The organism is Arthrobacter sp. SAFR-044, from assembly GCF_059414985.1.
In genome coordinates this window covers 219226-240766 of the sequence record NZ_JBPFDN010000001.1, presented here as the reverse complement: position 1 = coordinate 240766, position 21541 = coordinate 219226, and the positions used below count along the sequence as shown (strand labels likewise).

19 protein-coding genes and 1 riboswitch are annotated in these 21541 nt (G+C 65.7%); of the genes, 7 read left to right on the top strand and 12 right to left on the bottom strand.

Features of this window, described 5'->3' with window-relative positions:
- Nucleotides 1-27: 27 nt before the first annotated feature.
- The 9 genes from ACR65J_RS01040 to glyA form a co-directional block, all read right to left on the bottom strand.
- On the bottom strand, nt 28-732 hold the full coding sequence (locus ACR65J_RS01040; protein WP_440165297.1) for a 2'-5' RNA ligase family protein: 705 nt from the start codon (nt 730-732) through the stop codon (nt 28-30).
- A gap of 4 nt (nt 733-736) precedes the next feature.
- Complete coding sequence (gene trpS, locus ACR65J_RS01035; RefSeq protein ID WP_440165295.1) at nt 737-1780, bottom strand: tryptophan--tRNA ligase; 1044 nt, start codon at nt 1778-1780, stop codon at nt 737-739.
- Nucleotides 1781-1797: 17 nt separating this feature from the next.
- Complete coding sequence (locus ACR65J_RS01030; protein WP_440165293.1) at nt 1798-2631, bottom strand: exodeoxyribonuclease III; 834 nt, start codon at nt 2629-2631, stop codon at nt 1798-1800.
- Between the two features lie 10 nt (nt 2632-2641).
- Complete coding sequence (locus ACR65J_RS01025) at nt 2642-3205, bottom strand: hypothetical protein (RefSeq protein WP_440165291.1); 564 nt, start codon at nt 3203-3205, stop codon at nt 2642-2644.
- 83 nt (nt 3206-3288) lie between these two features.
- Nucleotides 3289-4101, bottom strand: a complete 813-nt coding sequence (locus ACR65J_RS01020) for an ABC transporter permease (protein ID WP_440165289.1) — start codon at nt 4099-4101, stop codon at nt 3289-3291.
- Entirely contained in the window at nt 4098-4913 is an 816-nt protein-coding gene (locus ACR65J_RS01015) for an ABC transporter permease (RefSeq protein WP_440165287.1), read from the bottom strand. The genes ACR65J_RS01020 and ACR65J_RS01015 overlap by 4 nt, the downstream gene beginning before the upstream one ends.
- Before the next feature lie 40 nt (nt 4914-4953).
- On the bottom strand, nt 4954-5928 hold the full coding sequence (locus tag ACR65J_RS01010) for an ABC transporter ATP-binding protein (RefSeq protein ID WP_440165285.1): 975 nt from the start codon (nt 5926-5928) through the stop codon (nt 4954-4956).
- Between the two features lie 129 nt (nt 5929-6057).
- Nucleotides 6058-6960 (bottom strand): bifunctional methylenetetrahydrofolate dehydrogenase/methenyltetrahydrofolate cyclohydrolase, encoded by a 903-nt coding sequence (locus ACR65J_RS01005; RefSeq protein ID WP_440165283.1) that lies wholly within the window; start codon nt 6958-6960, stop codon nt 6058-6060.
- A gap of 3 nt (nt 6961-6963) precedes the next feature.
- Nucleotides 6964-8262: a serine hydroxymethyltransferase gene (gene glyA, locus ACR65J_RS01000; RefSeq protein WP_440165281.1), complete on the bottom strand. Its 1299-nt coding sequence runs from the start codon at nt 8260-8262 to the stop codon at nt 6964-6966.
- A 147-nt stretch (nt 8263-8409) separates the two neighbouring features.
- Nucleotides 8410-8495: riboswitch (ZMP/ZTP riboswitch) on the bottom strand.
- A 43-nt stretch (nt 8496-8538) separates the two neighbouring features.
- Here glyA and purU point away from each other — a divergent pair.
- Nucleotides 8539-9399: a formyltetrahydrofolate deformylase gene (gene purU, locus ACR65J_RS00995; RefSeq protein ID WP_440165280.1), complete on the top strand. Its 861-nt coding sequence runs from the start codon at nt 8539-8541 to the stop codon at nt 9397-9399.
- A gap of 107 nt (nt 9400-9506) precedes the next feature.
- Nucleotides 9507-10025 (top strand): gamma carbonic anhydrase family protein, encoded by a 519-nt coding sequence (locus ACR65J_RS00990; RefSeq protein WP_440165278.1) that lies wholly within the window; start codon nt 9507-9509, stop codon nt 10023-10025.
- On the opposite strand, the gene ACR65J_RS00985 is transcribed toward ACR65J_RS00990, so the two are convergent.
- Together ACR65J_RS00985 and ACR65J_RS00980 are read right to left on the bottom strand one after the other, a co-directional pair.
- A complete protein-coding gene (locus tag ACR65J_RS00985) occupies nt 10022-11758 on the bottom strand; it encodes a flavin monoamine oxidase family protein (RefSeq protein ID WP_440165277.1) in 1737 nt (578 codons plus the stop codon). The two genes, ACR65J_RS00990 and ACR65J_RS00985, sit on opposite strands and share 4 nt — an antisense overlap.
- A complete protein-coding gene (locus ACR65J_RS00980) occupies nt 11755-13281 on the bottom strand; it encodes an amino acid permease (RefSeq protein ID WP_440165276.1) in 1527 nt (508 codons plus the stop codon). The genes ACR65J_RS00985 and ACR65J_RS00980 overlap by 4 nt, the downstream gene beginning before the upstream one ends.
- Nucleotides 13282-13453: 172 nt before the next feature.
- Here ACR65J_RS00980 and ACR65J_RS00975 point away from each other — a divergent pair, with 172 nt between their 5' ends.
- Nucleotides 13454-15058: a PucR family transcriptional regulator gene (locus ACR65J_RS00975; protein WP_440165274.1), complete on the top strand. Its 1605-nt coding sequence runs from the start codon at nt 13454-13456 to the stop codon at nt 15056-15058.
- Nucleotides 15059-15067: 9 nt separating this feature from the next.
- Here the strand turns inward: ACR65J_RS00975 and ACR65J_RS00970 are convergent, their stop codons facing one another.
- On the bottom strand, nt 15068-15928 hold the full coding sequence (locus ACR65J_RS00970; RefSeq protein WP_440165831.1) for a nitrilase-related carbon-nitrogen hydrolase: 861 nt from the start codon (nt 15926-15928) through the stop codon (nt 15068-15070).
- A gap of 234 nt (nt 15929-16162) precedes the next feature.
- Between ACR65J_RS00970 and ACR65J_RS00965 the strand changes: the two genes are divergently transcribed.
- The 4 genes from ACR65J_RS00965 to ACR65J_RS00950 all read left to right on the top strand — a co-directional run bounded on the left by ACR65J_RS00965 (nt 16163) and on the right by ACR65J_RS00950 (nt 21516).
- Entirely contained in the window at nt 16163-17353 is a 1191-nt protein-coding gene (locus ACR65J_RS00965) for an ROK family transcriptional regulator (RefSeq protein WP_440165272.1), read from the top strand.
- A gap of 131 nt (nt 17354-17484) precedes the next feature.
- Complete coding sequence (gene mmsA, locus ACR65J_RS00960) at nt 17485-19044, top strand: multiple monosaccharide ABC transporter ATP-binding protein (protein WP_440165270.1); 1560 nt, start codon at nt 17485-17487, stop codon at nt 19042-19044.
- Between the two features lie 44 nt (nt 19045-19088).
- Nucleotides 19089-20372, top strand: a complete 1284-nt coding sequence (mmsB, locus tag ACR65J_RS00955) for a multiple monosaccharide ABC transporter permease (RefSeq protein WP_440165269.1) — start codon at nt 19089-19091, stop codon at nt 20370-20372.
- 49 nt (nt 20373-20421) lie between these two features.
- The gene (locus ACR65J_RS00950; protein ID WP_440165266.1) at nt 20422-21516 is read left to right on the top strand and encodes a substrate-binding domain-containing protein; all 1095 of its coding nucleotides are present in this window, start codon (nt 20422-20424) and stop codon (nt 21514-21516) included.
- Nucleotides 21517-21541 lie beyond the last annotated feature (25 nt).

Below are 21541 nucleotides of genomic sequence, written 5' to 3'. Positions count from 1 at the left end.
TGCTCGGTTGGCAGCGGCTGCTGCCGGTCACCCTGCGTCGGTTGGGGCGTCCGCGGCAGCGTCCGTGAAGCTGGTGCCGGCGTGGTTGTCAGTTTCGGTCCCAAAGTCCAGCTCTTCCCGTAGCTGCCAGATGCCGTCGGCATCATGCTCATAGAGTCCCATGCTAACCACGGGGAAGGTGGCCCTGTAGTCCTTCAGCACCGTTTCGGCTTCATCCAGGCTTTCCGGGGCGACATCATGGGCAATGGTGACATGGGGATGATAGGCAAAGGGAAGTTCGCGGTGGAGCGGACCCTGCTGAAGCTTGCGGTGCAGGTCAATGCACTCGTCGAAGCCGTCCGCCACGTTGATGAAAACCACCGGTGATACGGGCCGGAAGGTTCCGGTGCCGGCAATGGTGACCATGAAGGGGCTCTGGCAGCGGGCCACCTCGCGGACATGCCGGCGGGTGGCCTCCCAATCCTGGGTAGGTGTGGTGGTGACCAGCGTGATGTGGGCGGGCACAACGCCGGCCAGGGGATCGCCAAAGGACGCCCGCCAGCGCTGCAGTTCATCGGCTATCTCGGCCGGAAAGCCAAGAATGACGCCCACGCTGATTTCTTCGCTCGGCGCCGCGTCACGATCTGCCGCCGCATTGCTGCCGGACTGGTCTTCGAAGCGGTCAGCCAAGGTCCGCTCCACCTGGCCGGCAGAGCAGGCGCCTCCCCTGGCGGTGACGTTTCTCGAAGACATGGCGCTAGCGGACTCCTGCGAGGCTGAGGGACGGCAGGAAGCCCATGCGCTGGTACACCTGGCCAAGCGTGACCGAGGCGATCTCCCGGGCCCGTTCCGCACCCAGGGCCAGCAGCCGGTCAAGCTCGGCGGGATCGGCCATCAGCTCGTTGGTCCGGTTGCGGAGCGGGGTGATGAAGTCCACCACCACCTCGGCGAGATCCACCTTGAGATGGCCGTACATCTTCCCCTGGTACTCGGCTTCGAGCTCGGCAACGGACTTGCCGGTGAGGGAGGAGTAGATGGTCAGCAGGTTGGAGACCCCGGGCTTCTCCTCGGCGTCGAAGCGGATGTCCGTGCCGGCGTCGGTCACTGCCGACTTGATGCGCTTGGCGGCGATCTTCGGGTCCTCCAGCAGCTGGATGGCGCCGTTGGGGGACTCCCCCGTCTTGGACATCTTGGCGCTGGGGTTCTGCAGGTCGTAGATCTTGGCGCTTTCCTTGACGATCGTTGCCTCGGGAACCGTGAACGTGTGGCCAAACCGGGTGTTGAACCTCTGCGCGAGGTTCCGGGTCAGTTCCAGGTGCTGCCGCTGGTCCTCGCCGACGGGCACCAGGTCGCTTTGGTAGAGCAGGATGTCCGCAGCCATCAGGGTGGGATAGGCGAAAAGGCCCAGCGTGGCGGCGTCGGCGCCGGACTTCTGGGTTTTGTCCTTGAACTGCGTCATCCGGGAGGCCTCGCCGAAGCCGGTGATGCAGTTCAGCGCCCAGGCAAGCTGCGCATGCTCCGGAACGTGGGACTGGACAAAGAAGATGCTCTTGTCCGGGTCGATGCCCGCGGCGATGTACTGGGCTGCCACGATGCGGGTGCGCTTGGCCAGTTCAGCGGGGTCGAAGTCCACCGTGATGGCATGCAGGTCCGGGATGAAGAAGACGGCGTCGTATTCCGCCTGCATGTCCACCCAGTTGCGCACGGCGCCGATGTAGTTGCCCAGGTGCAGGGAATCTGCGGTGGGCTTGGCGCCGGAAAGGATGCGCTTCTTGGCAGTGGGGGAAGTCTGGGTGGTCATGGAAGAAACTTTCGGGCTTAGAGCTGGTAGTCCACTACCAGCGGTGCGTGGTCGGAGAAGCGGGTGTCCCAGGAGGCTGCACGGTCCACAACAGCCGAAATGGCGGACGCTGCCAGTTCGGGGGTGGCCATGTGGTAGTCGATGCGCCAGCCGGTGTCGTTGTCGAACGCCTTGCCGCGCCAGGACCACCAGGTGTACGGCCCGTCGACGTCGCCTGCGAAATTCCGGTGGACGTCGTGCCAGCCAATCTCCTCGCCGAAGAAGCGGTCGAAGTAGGCGCGTTCCTCCGGCAGGTGGCCTGCCTTCTTCAGGTTGCCCTTGGAGTTCCTGATGTCCCGGGGCGTGTGGGCGACGTTCAGGTCCCCTACCACCAGCGCGTGGTCGCTGTGCTTGGTGAGCTCCGGAAGCCGGGTGCTCATGACGTCAAGGAAGCGGTACTTGTCGTCCTGCTTGGGGGTCCCGACTTCGCCGGAATGCACGTAGGCGCTGGCAACGGTGAGCTGGACTGGGTTGCCTGCGGCGTCGGGGAAACGGAAATCCGCTTCCACCCAGCGCCCGGCCGTGGCGAAGTAGTCGTCCCCGATGCCGTTCCTGGTTTCCAGCGGTTCCTGGCGGGAGGCGATGGCGACGCCGGCACGGCCTTTCGCTTCAGCCTCGGCGTGCAGGATATGCCAGCCGTCCCCCAGCAGCTCGCGGACCACGGCGTCAGGGGCGCGCACTTCCTGCAGGCAGAGGATGTCCACTTCGCGCGGCTCCAGCCAGGCCGACATGCCGTTTTTGAAGGCAGCGCGGAGGCCGTTGACGTTGACGGATGCGATGCGAAGGTGGTCCTTGTTCAATGCCGAGCTCACCCGCTCCACTCTAGTCGATGATGGTTCCGGTCACCGGCTCACCACTGCCGCCGGAGGACTTGATCATGTCCCGGGCGTTGGTGGCTGTGATCTCGATGGTCTCGAGGGCGCGGTTAATGGTGTCCTGGTTGGCGGCGGCGCCCTTGGCCCATTCCTCCTCCACCACCCGCACCTGGACCTGGACGATTTTGAAGGAGTGGTCCAGCTTCAGGTCGCGTACCTCGTCGGCCTTGGTGCGTTCGTACACCACCCGCGTCCCGCCGTGGTCCACGGACGCGGGCGCGGGGGCACGGCCGGTTGCGGTGTTGAAGGCGCTCTGCGCCTCGGACAGCTTGGCCCCCGCCTTCTTGGCGGCCCGCTGGATGCTGAAGACTACGAACGCGGCCAGCGCGAGCCAGAAGGCGGCGATGACGGCGACAACCCAGCCCACGACGTCGTTCTGGTTGGCGGCGAAGATGACCGCCACGATGAAGGCTGTCACCAGGACCATCAGGCCCGGCCCGCTGATCCGGAACATCGAAAAACCGGCCCTGGCGGGTTTGGAGGATGACGAGGAGCTGCCCAAAGTTCGCATGCAGCTATTGTCTCAAACGGCGGACTGTGCTCCCGCCGCCTTCCACCCCCGGCGAACACGGCGCCGCGCAGACCGGAGGCAGGCTATTTCAGGAACAGGCTCCGCAGCCGCAGGGTGGTCAGCAGCATGCCGACGGCGGTCATCACCACGTAGTAGCCGACGTGCAGGAGTGTGGCGGCCGTGAAGCTGCCTACGCTGATCTGCCGCAGCAGTTCCACACCGTGCCACAACGGCATGGCCTGGATGAACCATTGGATGGTCTGGGGGTACACGCTCAGGGGGTAGAACGTTGCGCTGAAAAGAAACATGGGCAGCAGGATGAAGTTGATCCAGTCCATCTGCTGGAACGTCTTCAGGAAGCTGGTGATGCCCATGCCCAGGCTCGCGAATCCGAACGCGATCAGCACCGATGCCGGGACCATCAGCAACGCCCAGGGCGTGGTGATCAACCCCATCACGCCCATCACAGCGGTAAAGCCGGTGGCGTAGAGCATGCCCCGCAGCAGGGCCAGGACGATCTCGCCCAACGCAACATCCAGCGGTCCCAGTGAGGTGTAGAGCATGCCCTGGTAGAGCTTGGCGAAGTTCATCTTGAAGAAGACGTTCCAGGTGGAGTCGTACACGGCACCGTTCATGGCCGAGACGGCCAGCAGGGCGGGGGCGATGTAGGCCGCGTAGCTGATATGGGTTCCGTCGGGTCCCTGGACGTCGCCCACGATCGCCCCCAGGCCCACGCCCATGGAGATGAGGAACAGGACGGGCTCGAAGAACCCGGACACCATCACCAGCCAGTTGGTGCTGCGGGTGGCCATCAGGCCCCGGGAAATCACCGCCCTGGCATTGCGCGAATAGAGGGGCCCGAACGACCGGCCGCGGGCCTGCGCGGGGGCGCTCATCGGCCCATCCTCAGGACGAAGCGCCGCCGGGTCAGGATCCAGCCCAGGACCGCCAGTCCTGACAGGACGGCGGCGTGGAGAACCGTGAGGAGCAGGGGCTCCCGGTATCCAAAGCTGAGCACCCTGCCCAGCTCGGTGCCGTGCCAAATGGGCGAGATCCAGCCCACCCAGCGGACGGCCACGGGAAGGTTTTCCAGCGGAAAGAACGTCCCGGAGAACAGGAACAGCGGCATCACGATGAACCGCATCACCAGCGCGAACTGGCCCTTGTCCTCGGTGATGGAGGCGGAGTATGCCATCAGGGGCAGCCCAAAGGCCAGCCCCGTCAGCGTGGCCACCAGGATGCCCGCCCAGCCCCAGCCCGATGGCGAGGCGCCAAACAAGGCCACGGCGCCGAAGTAGATGGCCGACTGCAACAGCAGGCGCAGCGTCACCGCCATGATCTGTCCGGCAGCGATCTGCTGCGGTGCCAGCGGCGAGGCGTGCGGGCCATAGTAGATCCTGCGCCACTTGAAGCCGTCCATGACGGGGAACGTGAATTCGTTGGCGGCCGTCATCACGGCGGCGGACACCAGCAGCGCCGGGGCGATGAAGGCCAGGTAGGAAACACCGCCGAACGCTGCGTTGCCGCTGTCCACCAGGGTGGCCAGGCCCACGCCCATGGCGAACAGGTACGCCACCGGCTGCCCCACGCTGTACATCAGGATGGACCAGGAGTAGCCCTTCATCACGCGAAGCACCTGCTCCGCGTAGTAGAAAGCGCCCCAGCGCCGCGCCCTGGCCGCCGAAACCTCCGGTGCATGTGCGTGCATGCCGGACGGCCCTGCCCCCGCCGGTGGTTCAGTCAACGGTTCAGTCAACGAGGCTCCGCCCGGTGAGCCGGAGGAACACGTCCTCCAGCGAGGACCTGCGCACCAGCGATGTCAGCGGCCTCAGGCCGCGGGCCGATACCTGCTCAAGGGCTGACTCGCCGTCGTGCGCGTACACCAGCACCCGGTCCGGCAGCACCTCGAGGCGTTCGCCGATGCCTTCCAGCTGGGAACCGATGGTGGCGTTCCGCTCCGAACCGAACCGCAGCTCCACCACCTCACGCGTGGAATGCCCGCGGATCAGCTGCGCGGGCGAGCCCTCAGCCATGATCCGTCCCTTGTCCACTACGATGAGCCGGTCGCAGAGCTGCTCGGCCTCGTCCATGTAGTGCGTGGTGAGGATCAGCGTGACGCCTTGTTCCTTGAGCCGGAACAGCCGGTCCCAGAGGATATGCCGGGCCTGCGGGTCCAGTCCCGTGGTGGGCTCGTCCAGGAGCAGGATGCGCGGCTCGTTGATCAGGGAACGGGCGATGGTGAGCCGGCGCTTCATGCCCCCGGAGAGCGCGTCCACCTTGGACTTGGCTTTGTCCGTCAGCTGGGCAAACTCCAGCAGTTCGTCAGCCTTGGGCCTGAGGTAGCTCATGGGGAGGCCGAAGTAGCGGCCGTAGACCAGGAGGTTGTCCCGGACGCGCAGTTCCTCGTCGAGGTTGTCCTGCTGCGGCACCACGCCCAGGTGCGCGCGCACTTCCGGCCCGTGGGTGTCCGGGTCCAGGCCCATGATGCTCAACCGGCCGGACGTGCGCCGGGTGACGCCGCCGATCATCTTCATGGTGGTGGATTTGCCCGCGCCGTTGGGCCCCAGGAGGCCGAAAGACTCCCCTGCAGGCACGGTGAACGAGATGCTGTCCACGGCGGCCACGTCGCCATAGGTCTTGGTGAGGTTTTCGGCGGAGATGACGGTGCCGTGCGGCGGGCCCCCGGTCAGGGTGCCGGAGGGCGTCAGGGCGTGGTTGTGCACCTGTGCAGACTAGTGGAGGCGGCGCACATGTGGAAGGGCACTTGCAGTTCCGTCGTTAAACGGCCGACGGCGGCGCGGAACCTTCCGTCCAAAAGGTGCCGTGCCGCCGTCGTACTGGTTGTGTGCGAACTACTGCTGGATGCCTGCCGCGCGTTCCGCGGCCTCCACCACGTTGGTCATCAGCAGCGCCACGGTCATGGGGCCTACGCCGCCCGGGTTGGGCGAGATCCAGCCGGCCACCTCGGCGGCGGCGGGATCGATGTCCCCGTAGACGCGGCTCTTTCCGGTCCCCGGATCGGTTTCGCGGGTCACGCCGACGTCAAGCAGTGCAGCGCCCGGCTTCACGTCCGCGGCCTTGACGATGTGCTTCACGCCCGCCGCACCCACGATGACGTCCGCCTGCTTGAGCAGCTCCGGGAGGTTCGTGGTGCCGGTGTGGGTCAGGGTCACGGTGGCGTTGACGTCCCGCCGGGTCAGCAGCAGGCCGATCGACCGGCCGATGGTGACGCCCCGGCCCACCACCACGACGTGCTTGCCGGCCAGGCTGTAGCCGTTGCGCTCCAGCAGCTCGATGACGCCCCGCGGGGTGCACGGCAGCGGCGTGGTGATCTTGTTGTTGACGTTCAGCACCAGCCGGCCAAGGTTGGTGGGGTGCAGCCCGTCGGCGTCCTTGGCGGGGTCGATCCGCTCAAGGATGGCGTCCGTGTCCAGGTGCTTGGGCAGCGGCAGCTGCACAATGTAGCCGTGGCAGGCGGGGTCCGCATTGAGTTCGTCAATGAGGGCCTCCACTTGTTCCTGGGTGGCGTCGGCCGGCAGCTCGCGCTGGATGGAGTTCATCCCGATCTGCACGGACTGCTTGTGCTTCATGGAGACGTACAGCTGCGAGGCAGGGTCAGCGCCCACCAGCACAGTGGCGATGCCGGGAGTGACGCCCTTGGCCTTGAGTGCGGCCACGCGTTCGGTCAGCTCGGCCTTGATGGCAGCGGCGGTGGCCTTGCCGTCAAGGATCTGTGCGGTTGTGGTTTCAGTCATGGGTTACCACTGCTCGTGCTGCGGGTAGAGCGGGAAGTCGGCCGCCAGCTTGTCCACGCGGGCCTGGAGCGCCTCGACGTCGGCGCTGCTGCCTGCCTTGAGTGCGGTGGCGATGATCTCGGCCACCTCGGTGAACTCGGCAGCACCGAAGCCGCGGGTGGCCAGGGCCGGGGTGCCGATGCGCAGGCCGGAGGTGACCATCGGGGGACGGGGGTCGAACGGCACGGCGTTGCGGTTGACGGTGATGCCCACGGAGTGCAGGAGGTCCTCGGCCTGCTGGCCGTCCAGCTGCGAGTTGCGCAGGTCAACCAGCACCAGGTGCACATCGGTGCCGCCGGTGAGGACGGAGACGCCGGCCTCGGCGACGTCCGCCTGGTTCAGGCGGTCGGCGATGATCCGGGCGCCTTCCAGGACGCGCTCCTGGCGCTCCTTGAATTCCTGCGTGCCTGCGATCTTGAAGGCAACGGCCTTGGCTGCGATGACGTGCATCAGCGGCCCGCCCTGCTGGCCGGGGAAGACGCTGGAGTTCAGCTTCTTGGCCCACTGTTCCTTGGCAAGGATCACGCCTGAGCGGGGACCGGCAAGGGTCTTGTGCACGGTGGAGGTGACGACGTCGGAGTGCGGCACGGGGCTGGGGTGCAGCCCGGCTGCCACCAGGCCGGCGAAGTGTGCCATGTCGGTCCAGAGCAGCGCGCCCACTTCATCGGCGATGGAGCGGAAGGCGGCGAAGTCCAGGTGGCGCGGGTAGGCGGACCAGCCGGCGATGATGACCTGGGGCTTCTCGGCGATGGCCTGCTCACGGAGCTTGTCCATGTCGATGCGGAAGTTGTCTTCCTCCACCTGGTAGGCAGCCACGTTGTACAGCTTGCCGGAGAAGTTCAGCTTCATCCCGTGGGTCAGGTGCCCGCCGTGGGCCAGGGACAGGCCCAGGATCTTGTCGCCGGGAGTGATCATGGCGGAGAGCGCGGCAGCGTTGGCCTGTGCGCCGGAGTGCGGCTGGACGTTGGCGAACTCGGCGCCGAACAGGGACTTGACCCGGTCGATGGCCAGCTGTTCTGCGACGTCGACGTATTCGCAGCCGCCGTAGTAGCGGCGGCCCGGGTAGCCCTCGGCGTACTTGTTGGTGAGGACGGAGCCCTGGGCTTCCATCACGGCGCGGGGCGCGAAGTTCTCGGAAGCAATCATTTCCAGGGTGCCGCGCTGGCGGCCCAGCTCCTGCTCAAGGACTGCGGCGATTTCGGGGTCAAGCTCAGCCAGCGGCTGGTTGCTGACGGCTGTAGTTGAGGTGGCTGTAGTAGTCACGAGGAACTCCTGGCTAGGGATACGGGCACTGCTTAGGTCAGGCTACCGGCTGGCGTACATCCGCACCCTGTTGATGACAGGGCGTGAAAGCGCGGCATGGCGCTGCTGTGCTGACGCAGGGGCAACTCCAAATTCCGGCAAAACATGACCCTCGGCCCAGGCGTACGATCCGTGGTCTTCGTGATTGCCGCTCCCTGGTGGTTAGCCACCCAACGCCAGTTGCGACCGTTCCAGCCTACCAAAACCGGCGCCTGCAGCGCGGGTAGGCTATTACGCGTGAATGAACAGCTGCTGAACCAAGCGTACGTCGTAACCCTGTCCTGCCCGGACCGCCCCGGCATTGTCCACGCCGTGGCCGGAGCGCTGCTGGTGGCAGGCTGCAACATTACGGATTCGCAGCAGTACGGAAGCCCTTCAACCGGCAACTTCTTCATGCGGGTGGAGGTGACCACGGCAGCCCCCAAATCCGAGCTGCGCGCCGCGCTGGAGCCCGTGGCGGAGGCCTTCTCGATGCAGTGGAGCCTGGATACCGTTGGCGACAAGGTGCGCACCCTGGTGATGTGCAGCACGTCGGCGCACTGCCTCAACGACCTGCTCTTCCAGCAGCGCTCCGGCACCCTTCCCATCGAAATTCCGGCTATCGTGTCCAACCACCAGGACCTGGCCGGGCTGGCAGAGTTCTACGGCATCCCGTTCCACTACATTCCCGTGACCAGGGACACCAAGGTCCAGGCGGAGGACAAGCTCCGCGCCCTCATCGCCGAGCACGACATCCAGCTCACCGTCCTGGCCCGCTATATGCAGATCCTGTCCGATGAACTCTGCACCGATCTCACCGGCAAGGCCATCAACATCCACCACTCGTTCCTGCCGTCCTTCAAGGGTGCCAGGCCCTACCACCAGGCGCACGCCCGCGGGGTGAAGCTGATCGGGGCCACGGCACACTACGTCACCGCCGCCCTGGACGAGGGGCCCATCATCGAGCAGGAAGTCATCCGGGTGGACCATGCCCGCACTGCCGAGCAGTTCGTGCAGATGGGCCGCGACGTGGAGGGCCGCACGCTGGTCCAGGCCGTGCAGTGGCATGCCGAGCACCGGGTGCTGCTGGACGGCAACCGGACGGTGGTCTTCAACTAGCCGTCGAGTTGCCTCCCCCAACTGACTGGCACCAGTTGTCGTTTTGAGGCCTCAAAACGACAACTACTGCTGGCCAGTTGGGTGGAGGGGTGGCTTAGGGTGAAGCCATGGCTCCTCTCTACCCTTTCGCCGGCAACTCCCCGGCTGTCCATGAATCAGCTTTCGTGGCCCCGTCGGCCTCGATCATCGGCAACGCCACCCTGGGCCCGGACGCCAGCGCCTTCTACGGCGTCTCCGTCCGCGCCGACACCGCGGCCATCACCGTGGGCGCCGGAAGCAACCTGCAGGACAATGTGGTGCTGCACGCCGACCCCGGCTTCCCCTGCACGGTTGGCGAACGCGTCAGTGTGGGGCACGCCGCCGTCGTGCACGGCTGCACCGTGGAGGACGACTGCCTGATCGGCATGGGCGCCACCGTCCTCAACGGTGCCGTGATCGGCGCCGGCTCCCTGGTGGCCGCCGGCGCCGTGGTGCTGGAAGGAACGGTGGTCCCGCCCCGCTCGCTGGTGGCGGGCGTGCCCGCCAAGGTGCGCCGTGAACTCACCGACGAAGAGTTCGACGGCGTCCGCGCCAATGCGACGCGCTACGTGGAGCTCGCGGCGAAACACCGCGAGCTCCACGCTTAGTCCAATGAAATAGGACCGTATTCGTCCAGCAGGTCGCCGGGACCGGGATTGCCCGGCGCCGAGGACCCGCCCAGGTGCTTCACCACGCCCCACACCGCATTCAGGCCTGTGGTCACGGCACCTTCGGCCCAGCCCGCGGTAAAGGAGACGTCATCGCCGGCAAGGAAAATACCGCGCTGGTATTCCGGCAGGGCGTCCTGCTTGAAGTGGGTGAAGAGACGCTGCTGGTAGCGGTAGTGCCCGGGGAGGTTGGCTTTGAACGCGCCCATGAAGTTGGGATCAGCTTCCCAGGACACGGTGATGGGCTGGCCCACGATGTGGCCGGCGATGTCAACGGTGGGGTAGATCTGCTCCAGCGAGTGCAGCATCAGCTCCACCCGCTCGTCGGCGTCCAGGGCCAGCCACTTCAGGGCGTCGTCATTCCAGGTGTAGGAGAGCAGGATGACGGCGGGCTGGTCCGGACCGTTGTCCAGCAGGTACGTGGCCCGGTTCAGGCGGTCCGTCAGCGTCATGGACAGGGTCTCATGGCCCGTTGCGGGGTCGATGTCCTTCCAGAACGGCCGGTCCACCATGACGAAGGTCTTGGAGGACTGCATGTAGTGCGAGCGTTCCATCGCGGTCCACAGCCCGGCCGGGAACAGCGCCTCCTCCGTGTGGATCCGCGTGGACAGCAGCCACGACTGGCAGGTGGTCACCACGGCCGGGTAGCTGGCCTCGCGGCCCCAGCGTTCACGGATCCGCAGGTTGCCGTCGGGGTCCCGGCTGATCTTTCCCACGGCCCCGCGGGGTGAGCCGGAGTGCAGCGATGCCAGGGAGGTGCCGGCGGGCCAATGCACCAGGCCCGACGGCGCGTGCTGCCAGAGTGCCTCGGGCAGCCGCTGCGCTCCCCCACGGATCAGCCGGTGCTGGTCGTCAGCATCGGTGTAGACCACGCGCAGGATTTCCAGGATGGAGTTGGGGAAGTCGGTGTCCCAGCCACCGGTGCCGAAGCCTACCTGGCCAAACGCTTCCCGGTGGGCGAACCCTGCCTTCTTAAAGGACTCGCTGGCGGCGATAAACCCGTAGAAGGTCTGTTCGTCCATGAGCGGGAGCAGTTCGTTCCAGAGTTCCTTGATCCTGGCGGTGTCCCGGGCACGGATCGCGTCCTGCATCCCGCCGAACGCGGCGCCGTCGTTGACCGCTGCTTTCCAGGCGTCGGCCACCTCGCGGAAGAACGGCGGAAGGTCGCTTGGCTTCTCCGCGTAATGCTTCTTGCCTGCCAGTTCGATCACGGTGCTGGAGGTGGCCTCGGCGAGGGGGTTGGGGAAGTCCTGGGTTTCCAGGCCCAGAAGGTCCACGTAGTGGTAAAAGGCCTTGCCCGAGACCGGGAACCGCATCCCGCCCAGGTCCGCCACCACTCCGGGCGCGGCGGGGAAGGCGGCTGTGCGGAGCCTGCCGCCGATTTGGTCCGCCTCATAAACCACGGGCCGCAGGCCGAGCTTCATCAGTTCATAGGCTGTCACCAGCCCGGAAAGCCCGGCGCCGATGACCGCGACCTCCGTGCCGTAGAGCTCCGGCGGGACGGAACCCAGTCCGTCCGGGTGGGCCAGGTAGTGGTCGTAACTGAACGGAAAGTCTGGGTTCAGCATGGTGACGGGCGCCGCCTGCCCACCGGCGCCCTGCCCGGCCGCGTCCGCCGGCGGCGTGGAGGTGCTGGAGGGGTTGAAGGCAGGCAGTTCGGTGGCGATGGTCATGGTTGTTCTGCTTTCACAGGTTCCTGGCTCGGGGCCTTGGCGGTCAGTTCACGGTAATCGAGCTCGCTGAGAGCCGCCACCTTGGAGTTCCGGCGTCCATAGCCGAAGTAGATGGCGACGCCCACGAGCATCCAGGCGCCGAAGACAACCCAGGTATCGGCGCCAAGGTTTGCCATCAGGTAGGCGCACATGAGCGTGCCCAGCACGGGGGTGATGGGGTACAGCGGCACCTTGAAGCTCCGCTTCAGGTCAGGGCGGTTGCGGCGGAGGTAGATGACGGCCACGTTGACCAGCGCGAAGGCAAACAGGGTTCCGATGCTGGTGGCATCTGCCAGGGCGCCCAGCGGGACCAGCCCTGCGGTGAGGGCGACGGCGGTACCCACAACGAGGGTTCCGGCGGCCGGGGTGCCGGTGCGGGGTGAGATGCGGCCGAAGACTTTGGGTACCAGTCCGTCACGGGACATCGACAGCAGGATCCGGGTCTGGCCGTACAGGACGGTGAGCACGATACTGGCGATGGCAAGGACAGCACCGACGGAGAAGACCAGGGCGATCCATGGCTGGTGGGTAGTTTCCTCCAGGATCTGGACCAGGGCGGCCTCTGTGCCGTCGAACCAGCCCCAGGGGCGGGCGCCGATGGCAGCCACGGCTACGAGGACGTAGATGCCGGTGACGATCACCATGGACAGCAGGATGGCGCGGGGAAGGTCGCGCTTGGGGTTCCTGGCCTCCTCCCCGGCAGTGGAGGCGGCATCAAACCCGATGTAGGAGAAGAACACCCTGGAGGCTGCGGCGGAGACCCCGGCCGCGCCCATGGGCAGGAGCGGTTGGAAGTTCCCTGCGTTGAAGGCAGTAAAGGCTACGGCGCAGAAGAACAGCAGGATGCCCACCTTGAGGATGACGATGGCCGTGTTGATCCGGGCGCTCTCCCGGGCACCGCGGACCAGCAGGATCATGGCCAGCGCCACGATGGCCATTGCCGGAAGGTTCATCAGTCCCCCGTCACCGGGAGGCTGTGCCACCGCCCCGGGCAGTACCTGCCCGAACGCAGCCAACGTTTCGTTGACGTACTGGCCGGCACCCACCGCCACGGCGGCCACGGACACCGCGTATTCGAGGACAAGGCACCAACCACAAATCCACGCCATGCCCTCACCCAGGGTGGCGTAGGAGTAGGAATAGCTCGAGCCCGCCACCGGGACCAGGCCCGCCATCTCGGCGTACGACACGGCCGAGAGCAGCGCGGCCAGGCCGGCGATGACGAACGAGATCCAGATGGCGGGCCCGGCCAGCGGAACCGATTCGCCGAGGATCACCAGGATTCCCGTCCCCAGGGTGGCTCCCACGCTGATCATGGTCAGGTGGAGGACGCCGAAGCTGCGGACCAGCCCGTGGCTGCCCTCGCTGCCCGCGGCTTCACCCACCAGCTGGCCGATCGGTTTGCGGCGCAGCAGCTGCGCCTTGAGGCCGGGCCTTTCGCCGCTGGATGCAATGGGTTTTTCGGTCGTTACAGGCACAGTCACCGTTGACGTCCCTTCAGAGTAGTTTTCGATTTCCCCTCCCCAAGGTTTCCATGTGAGCCAACTCTCAAGGAGGTGCAAAATGACTTATAGTGGTCCACCATGAGACTTATTGCACAGGGCCGTGGCCGCCGCGGGGTGCCCCGGAGAACCACGCGGGCTGTTGTACCGGACCGTGGCTGCTGAGCCCGAAGCGGGCGGACGGCTGAGCTTCGTCACGCTCCAGCAGTTCCTTGACCAGCTGCCGCCACTGCTGAAAACGCTCCACGATGGCGGCAGCGGCGGCCACCTCCTGCGGTGGGTTGAACCCAGTGAACTGGAGGACCCTACGCCCTATCTCCCGGAGGGTGAGTTCCTGCTCACCGCCGGGCTGCCCTTCCTTGGCGACGGAGGCGCAAAGGCCAGGGTGGATGCGTATGTCCAGCGGCTCGTGGAGGCCAAGGTGGCGGCCCTCGGGTTCGGGATCAGGCCCTACTTCGATGCCGTCCCGGATGCGGTGCTCGACGCGTGCAGGCGGCACAACCTTACCCTGTTCGAAGTACCGGAGTCCCTTCCGTTCGCGGCGATAGGCCTCCAGTTCTCACAGCTGCTGGAGAGTGACAATGCCAGGGTTTTCCGGCAGTTGGCAGAGACCAACCGGCAACTAATGCGTGCTGTCCTCTCCCCCAAGCCGGAGCATGAGCTCCTGGCCGCGCTGGTCCAGCGCGTGCCGGTCTGGGCGGTGATGGTGGGGGCGGACGGCCGGGTCCGGGCCCGAGGCACCAGTGCCGGCGGCAGCACCGCCGTCGACCTTTCCCTGCTGGGGCCTATGCTGGAACGGCTGCTGTCCGGCCGGGGCCCGCGGGTGGAGATGGACGGCTTTGACCAGCCGGGCTCGGCGCTGGTGGTGGGCCATCCGCTGCGCAGCACCAAGGACGCCAACCTCGGCGCCTTGGTGCTCGGTTCCGACGTTCCGCTGACTCCCGCTCAGAACAACGTGGTGCAGACCGCCGTCGGGCTGCTCGAGCTGCTGGTGCGGCAGCGCACCAGCGGGTCGCTGGCCCCGAGCCAGCTGGCCACTGCCGTCCTCCTGCACCCCGAAACCTTGGCCACGGGCGGCGCCAAACAGCTGAACGGGCTCAAGGACCTGCTGGCGCAAAGCCTCTCCTCCACCCGGTCCGCGCCCATGCGGGTAGTGCAGGGCATCAATGTGGAGGCGCCGCATTGGCCGGCCGGTGACGGCCCGGTCCGGGAACTGCTGCAGTGGCGCCGGATGCTCGACACCAAACTGGTGGAGATCACTGACTACGGGTTCGCCGCCGTGACCCGGCTCAGGGTGGACGATGCCCTGCTCGTCGACGTGGAGAAGCTCGGATGGCGCCTGGTGATCGGCGAACCGACCGAGCTTACCGGCCTGCCTGCCGCCTACCAGCGCACCAGCTCCCTGCGCAGCCAGGTCCAGAGAGACGGACGGAGCATTCGGGCTGGCGAGGTGTCCTGGTCGGTCACGGGACTGCTGGGCCGCGAGGCCGGGACCCTGCTGGCCGAACGCCTCCTGGCGCCGATCCTGGCGCTGGAACCGGACCGGCACCGGCCGCTGCTGGCAGTCCTCCACGGCTGGCTGGGCGCGAACGGCAGCTGGGATGCCTCCGCCAAACTGCTGGGGCTGCACCGGAACAGCGTGCGGCGGCAGATCGGAGTCATCGGCGAACTGCTGCAGATGGACCTGAACCTGGCACAGGTGCGGGCAGAGCTGTGGATTGCACTGCAGTATGCAGGCGACGTGGCGGGCAGGGACTGACGGCAGTTGCTATGCCGGAGCGTCTCCGGGCCGGCCTGGTTCCTGTGGCAGTCTTGCCTCCCACTCCCGGTACAGCCCGGGCCGGCGTTCCCGCAGGTAGGGCACCTCATCCCGTGCTGCGTTGACAGCCGCCGTGCCCACCTCGGCAAAGAGCAGCGCCGGGCCGTCCCCGGCCTCGGCGAGGAGCACGCCGTCGGGTCCCGCCACCACGCTGCCGCCGCCAAACGTGTAGGCGTCCTCGTTTCCGCAGTGGTTGGCGTAGGCGACGTTGAGCTGGCTCTCCAGTGCACGGGCCCGGATCAGCACCTGCGGTACTGCCTCGAAGCCGGCGGACAGCGCGGTGGGCACCAGGAGCAGTTCGGCGCCCCGGGCCGCGGCCGCCCGCGCAGCTTCGGGAAACTCGATGTCGTAGCAGACCAGCAGGGAGGTGCGGATGCCCTGGAAATCCACGACGGCGGGAGGTTCCGCGGCTGCGGCAAATGCCTTGCGTTCCTCGCCGCCAAAAAGGTGCACCTTGGCGTAGTCCAGGATTTCCCTGCCCTGGGCATCCACCAGGGTGGCCGAGATGTGCCAGCGGGGTTCATTGGCCGGCGCCGGTTCCGCGCGCACCGGGGCGGGCAGGCTGTAGACGAGCGCGATCCTGTTCCGGCGCGCGATATCAGCCAGGCGTGTACGAATGGCCGGAAGTGCCTCCGGATCCAGTTCGCTGCGCAGCCGCAGCGGCGCGTAGCCCACCGGAAACAGTTCCGGCGTGAGCAGCAGGTCCGCGCCGGCCTGCGCAGACCGTTGGGCGGCATGGTCCACGGTCCGGAGATTGGCCTCAATGTCCAGGACCACGGCATTGGCCTGCAAGACGGACAGCAGCATCATTACCACCTTCTTCATGCCGGCTCATGGGGCATGCGCAGGCCGGACTGTTTCCGCCTACCAGCTTAGCCAGCCACCTTCGGGATCCGGCGGGTCTTTTGGACCCGCCCGCCGGCAGTCCGGGATGGAATGCACGGGACTCCGGCTGGCCTAAGGTTGCCGCACTGAGATGTACCAGTGCGGGGCCATGCGTTAACTTCTTGACTACAAGAGCGGCGATAGGGCAATCTTCTTAGCATGTCCGCAACCACGCGCTCAACGAGGAGCAAAGCTAAAAATCCCGGATCGCAGTCCGCCCTGCGGCAGCTGAACCAGCAGCGGATTATCGAGACCCTGATGGGCGGCCCGTCCACCCAGGCGGAGCTGGCGCGGCAGACGGGGCTGTCCACCGCCACCGTCTCCAACATCGTCAGGATCATGCTCGATTCGGGCCTGGCGTCCACCGAACCCATTACCAGTTCCGGTCGGCGGGCACTGAACGTGCGGTTGAACAGCAACGGCGCCGTGGCCGTCGGAATCGACTTCGGCCGGCGGCACCTGCGGGTGGTGCTGGCCTCGCTCAGCTACCACGTCATCGCCGAAGAATCGGTGATGCTCCCCCTGGGCCACCAGGCGGACGACGGCATCCAGGCCGCTGTGGCCCTATTGGAGAAACTGTTGCGGGAAAGCGGCGTGGATCGCGCCTCTGTAGTGGGTGCCGGCGTCGGCATTCCCGGGCCTATTGACCGCCGGACAGGGACGGTGGCCCAGGGCGCCATCCTTCCCGAATGGGTGGGCATCAACATCCTCCAGCACCTTGAGGAAACCTTGAGAATCCCCGTGTTTGTTGATAACGATGCCAACCTCGGCGCCTGGTCCGAGGTGACCTGGGGGCAGCACTCCGGGGTCAGCAACCTGATGTTCATGAAAATCGGATCGGGCATCGGCGCCGGCCTGATCCTCAACGGTGCCCCCTACTACGGCAACGTGGGGATCACAGGAGAAATAGGGCACGCCACCATCCATGAGCAGGGCCTGGTGTGCCGCTGCGGCAACCGCGGCTGCCTGGAAACCATCGCCTCGACGACCACCATGATCGAGCTCCTCAGCCGCGGCGAAGACCCTCCCATGACCCCGGCGGACATTGTCCGCAAGGCCCTGAACCGGGACTCCGCCACCCTGCGCGTCGTGGACGATGCCGGACTGGCCGTGGGCCGCGCACTGGGCAATGTGGCCAACCTGATCAACCCGGAAGTCATCGTCGTGGGAGGGCCCTTGGCGGGCCTCGGGGACATCCTGCTGGACCCCATCAGGCGCGGCCTGATCCGCCATGCAGTCCCGGTGATCGGAGAGACCACCACCTTGACCATGTCCTCGCTGGGCGACCGCGCGGAGGCGCTGGGAGCCGCCGCCCTGGTGTTCCAACACGCCGGAATCCGCAAGTCGTAGACCATTTCGTTATCCGGCAATTGCGTTAAAGACTTGACGACAACAGCTGTGATCCAGTTTACTTTTGGTTCAGACGGCCCTGCGCTTTGCCGGCCGGACAAAGAAGTCATTGCATTGGAGGGTTAGGGCTCATGACGTCCCAGACCACGCAAGCGGATCCGATCATCCTCGAGATGCGGACCATCACCAAGGAATTCCCCGGCGTTAAAGCCTTGTCGAACGTGAACCTCCGGGTAAAAGCAGGCGAAATCCACGCCATCTGCGGCGAAAACGGCGCCGGCAAATCCACCCTCATGAAGGTCCTGTCCGGCGTGTACCCGTACGGCAGCTACGACGGCGACATCGTCTACCAGGGGCAGGTGCAGCAGTTCCGGGACATCAGGGCCAGCGAGCACGCCGGCATCGTGATCATCCACCAGGAACTGGCGCTGATCCCCGAACTGTCCATCATGGAGAACATCTTCCTGGGCAACGAGCCCACCAAGCGGGGCATCATCGACTGGGGCGAGGCCCGGCTGCGGTCCCTGGACCTTCTGGCCAGGGTTGGCCTGCGGGACGATCCCGACACCCCCATCAAGGAAATCGGCGTCGGCAAGCAGCAGCTGGTGGAAATCGCCAAGGCCCTGAACAAGTCCGTGAAGATCCTCATCCTGGACGAGCCGACGGCGGCCCTGAACGAATCGGATTCACAGCACCTGCTGGACCTGATGCTGGGCCTGAAGGCCAAGGGCATCACGTCGATCATCATTTCCCACAAGCTCAACGAGATTGAGCAGATCGCCGATTCCATCACCATCATCCGCGACGGCAAGTCCATCGAGACGCTGGACGTCAAGAAGGACGGCGTGGATGAGGACCGGATCATCAAGGGCATGGTGGGCCGCACCCTCGAGTCCCGGTTCCCGGACCACACCCCCACGATCGGTGAGGTGTTCTTCGAGGTCAAGAACTGGACCGTGGGCCACCCCAACGTCCAGGACCGGCTGATCTGCAAGAACTCCAGCTTCTACGTCCGCCGCGGCGAAATCGTAGGGTTCGCCGGCCTCATGGGCGCCGGCCGCACCGAACTGGCCCGCTCCGTCTTCGGCCGCTCCTACGGCCGTTTCATTGACGGCCACATCTACAAGGACGGCAAGGAAGTAGTCCTCAAGAACGTCCGCCAGGCCATCGACGCCGGGCTCGGATACGTCACGGAGGACCGCAAGACCCTGGGCCTGAACCTCCTCGATGACATCAAGACCACCACCGTGGCCGCGAACCTGAGGAAAGTCAGCCACAACTATGTGGTCGATGCCAACCAGGAGTTCACCGTGGCCGAGCAGTACCGCAAGTCGCTTCGCACCAAGACGCCCTCCGTGGAGGAAGGCGTGGCCAAGCTGTCCGGCGGCAACCAGCAGAAGGTGGTCCTGGCCAAGTGGATGTTCACCGACCCGGACCTGCTGATCCTGGATGAACCCACCCGCGGCATCGATGTTGGAGCCAAGTACGAGATCTACGGGATCATCCAGCAGCTGGCCAACCAGGGCAAGGGAGTCATCGTCATCTCCTCCGAACTGCCCGAGCTCCTGGGCCTGTCGGACCGCATCTACACCATCTTCGAAGGCGCCATCACCGGTGTCCTGAACAAAGACGAGGCCAGCCAGGAAAGCCTGATGAAGCTGATGACCTCCGCCACCCGAAAAGCCGCCTGACCCTCTGGCCCATCCAGAACCTTCCGGACACAAGGACTGACACCATGAACGCCCTCAAAAAGCTGTTTGGCGGCAACACCCGCCAATTCGGCATGATCTTCGCCCTCGTGGCCCTGATCATTTTCTTCCAGTTCGCCACCGAAGGCCGGACGCTGACCCCCGGCAACGTCATCAACCTCTTCAACGGCAACTCCTACATCCTGATCCTGGCCATCGGCATGGTGCTGGTCATCATTGCCGGCCACATCGACCTCTCCGTCGGTTCCGTCGCCGCCTTCGTCGGCGTCACGGTCGCCCTGGCCATCCGCGACTGGCACCTGCCGTGGTATGCCGGCGTGCTGCTGGGCCTGGTCCTCGGGGCCGCCATCGGCGCCTGGCAAGGCTGGTGGACCGCCTACGTGGGCATCCCCGCCTTCATCGTGACCCTGGCCGGCATGCTCCTCTTCCGCGGCTTCAACCAGTTCGTGGGCAAGTCCAACACCATCCCCGTGCCCAGCGACTTCCAGTACCTGGGCTCCGGCTACCTGCCCGAGGTGGGACCGGACACCGGCTATAACAACCTCACGCTCCTCATGGGCATCGCCGTAGCCGTCTTCGTCGTCGTGGGCGAACTGCGCTCCCGGGCCCGCGCCAAGGCGCTGGGTGCCGAAGTTCCCGAAATGTGGGTCACGGTCCTGAAGCTGGTCCTCATCTGCGCCGCGATCCTCTACGCCACGTACCTCTTCGCCACCGGCCGCCCCGGCACCTCGTTCCCCATTCCCGGCCTGATCCTGGCCATCCTGGTGCTGATCTATGGCTTCATCTCCTCCCGCACCATCCTGGGCCGCCACGTCTACGCAGTGGGTGGCAACCGCCATGCAGCCGAGCTGTCCGGTGTCCAGTCCAAGAAGGTCAACTTCCTGGTGATGATGAATATGTCCATCCTGGCCGGCCTGGCAGGCATGATCTTCGTCGGCCGGTCCACAGCATCAGGTCCGTTCGATGGTGTCGGCTGGGAACTGGATGCCATCGCCGCAGTCTTCATCGGCGGCGCGGCAGTGACCGGCGGTGTGGGCACGGTGGTCGGCTCCATCATCGGTGGCCTGGTCATGGCAGTGCTCAACAACGGCCTGCAGCTCCTGGGCGTGGGCGCCGACCTCACCCAGATCATCAAGGGCCTGGTGCTCCTGATCGCCGTCGCCTTCGACGTCTACAACAAGTCCCAGGGCAAACGCTCCATTATCGGCATGCTGACCCGGAACATGAACCGTCCATCCGGCGGACCCAGCAGCCCCATCCAGCCCGACGAAACCACCTCCACCAAGGAAGCGATCGCCAGGGAAGCCTGAAGTTTGCAGCCTGAATACCGTTCCATCACACAAAGAAAGAGAACCAACAATGCGAATGTTTGGTAAATCAGGGAAGGCCGCAGCGGTTGCTGCCATCGCAGCACTGGCGCTGACGGGCTGCGGCCGCTCGGAACCGTCCGGCGGTTCCAGCAGCGGCGCCGCAGGATTCGAGCAGAACTCCTCCATCGGCGTCGCGCTTCCCCAGAAGACCAGTGAAAACTGGGTCCTCGCCGAGAAGCTGTTCAACGACGGCCTCAACGGCGCCGGGTTCAAGGCTGACGTCCAGTTCGCCAACGGCGGCGTCTCCGAGCAGCAGAACCAGATCAGCGCCATGGTCACCAAGGGTGCCAAGGTCATCATCGTGGGTGCCATCGACGGCTCCCAGCTGGGTACCCAGCTCAAGCAGGCCAAGGACGCCGGGGCCACGGTCATCGCGTATGACCGCCTCCTGCTGAACACCGACAACGTGGACTACTACGTGGCCTACGACAACTTCAAGGTCGGCGTCCTCCAGGGCCAGGCCCTGCTGGACGGTCTCAAGGCCAAGAAGCCCGCCGGCCCCTACAACATCGAACTGTTCGCCGGTTCCCCCGACGATGCCAACGCCAAGGTCTTCTTCGACGGCGCTATGAGCGTCCTGAAGCCCAAGATCGACGACGGAACCCTGAAGGTTGTCTCCGGGCAGAACACCTTCGAACAGGCTGTAACCCAGGGCTGGAAGGCTGAGAACGCCCAGCGCCGCATGGATACCCTGCTTAGCGGCAGCTACACCAGCGCCAACCTGGACGGCGTCCTCTCCCCCAACGACACCCTGGCCCGCGCGGTCCTGACCTCCGTCAAGGCTGCCGGAAAGCCCATCCCGGTTGTCACCGGCCAGGACTCCGAGGTTGAGTCGGTCAAGTCGATCATGGCCGGCGAGCAGTACTCCACGATCAACAAGGACACCCGCAAGCTCGTAGAGCACGCCATCACCATGGTCAAGGACCTGCAGGCCGGCAAGAAGCCTGAGGTCAACGACGACAAGTCCTACAACAATGGCAACAAGGTGGTTCCCGCCTACCTGCTGGAGCCGGTCATCGTGACCGCCGCCAACGTCAAGACGGCATACGCCGACGATCCGGTACTCGGCCCGATCACCAAGTAACACCCTTCACTCCCCGCCGGGTAAA